Consider the following 1,371-nt stretch of genomic DNA (forward strand, 5'->3'; position numbering starts at 1 on the left):
GCACCGCTCGCCTTTGTCCCCACCGCGGCGCTCGCCGATCAGACATCCGAGCCGATGCGCTTCACCTCGCAGCAGGCCGAACTGCCAGGCTCCGAGCGAGTCTTCCCGGCCGGCCCTGGAGCGGAGGTGGTCAACGACAACTGCCTCGCCTGCCACTCGGCCGGGATGGTGCTAACCCAACCTAAGCTGTCGAAGGCGCAGTGGACCGAGACCGTCAACAAGATGGTCCATACCTACAAGGCACCGGTCGATCCGGCCGATGTGCAGGCCATCGTCGACTACCTCAGCGCGATGAACCCGCAGCCCTGACGGCGTCGCTCGCCCGGCCGGTCTTGTGCCTGCCGCGCGTACGATGTCCTGCAAGCCGCCCGCGCGGGTTGTCGGGGGAACGCTGCTCACGGCTTATCCTCCCGGATCAGGTCGAGCAGGGCGTCCGCGGCCCGGCTTTGGTAGCGCTCCTTGTGGCGCAGCATCCAGAAGGTTCGTGTGGGCAGCGGGAACGAGGCCGCGACGAGCACGCCGGCGGCGAGCTTTCCTGCGACGACGGTCTCCGACAGGACGCTCGCCCCGGCTCCGGCTTCGATCGCGGCGAGGACGGCCTCGTTCGAGGGCAGCTCCAGCGCGACCATGAGGTCCCCAGGCGGAACACCGGCCGCCGCGAGCGCGGCCTCGAATACGGAGCGTGTGCCGGATCCCTGCTCGCGCAGCACCCACGGGTGAGCCGCGAGATCGACGGCCACGAGTGCATCAGTGGTGGCGAACGGATGGCCCGGCGGCACGACGAGAACGAGGCGATCATGCGCCACCGCCGCGCTGGCCAGAGCCGGATCGTCGACCTGACCTTCAACGAAGCCGAGTTCGGCCGCTCCCTCATTGACCGCCCGTGCCACGTCAGCGGTATTGCCCACCGCGAGTCGAACCGTGACCGCCGGATAAGCGGCCCGGAACGCGACGAGATAACGGGGCAGCCAGTGACTGGCGATCGTTTGGCTTGCATGGACGCGCAGGATCCCGCGCCGCAAGCCGCTGAGGTCGGCGAGCACCCGCTCGGCCGCTTCCGCGCGGGCAAGCACCGCCCGGGCCTCACCGAGGAAGACACGACCTGCGTCGGTCAGCTCGATGCCACGGCCCACCCGGTGGAACAGCTTGACCGCGTGCCTCCCTTCCAATCCGGAGACGGCAGCGCTGACGGCAGATTGGGCGATGTTGAGGACCTCGGCGGCACGTGTGACGTGCTGGCGCTCGGCGACTGCCACGAAGATGCGCAATTGATCGAGGGTCACAGGCGTGTTCCGCGGTGAGGGATCGTGTTGGTCACGCCCCGGTCATGCCCCTGGCCGGAGGATCGTTGCCGAGCGGCGGAGACGCCAG

General features: G+C 68.9%; 2 protein-coding genes. One reads left to right on the forward strand and one right to left on the reverse strand.

What is annotated here, in order from left to right; genetic code table 11:
• Positions 1-309: c-type cytochrome (locus MFF64_RS36465; RefSeq protein ID WP_238193898.1), on the forward strand; the 309-nt coding region annotated here is incomplete at its 5' end.
• Positions 310-395: 86 nt separating this feature from the next.
• Here MFF64_RS36465 and MFF64_RS36470 read toward each other — a convergent pair.
• Complete coding sequence (locus MFF64_RS36470) at positions 396-1,283, reverse strand: LysR family transcriptional regulator (protein ID WP_238193899.1); 888 nt, start codon at positions 1,281-1,283, stop codon at positions 396-398.
• Between the last annotated feature and the right edge of the window lie 88 nt (positions 1,284-1,371).

This window comes from Methylobacterium frigidaeris, assembly GCF_022179185.1.
In the GTDB taxonomy this organism is placed as follows: Bacteria; Pseudomonadota; Alphaproteobacteria; order Rhizobiales; family Beijerinckiaceae; genus Methylobacterium; species Methylobacterium frigidaeris.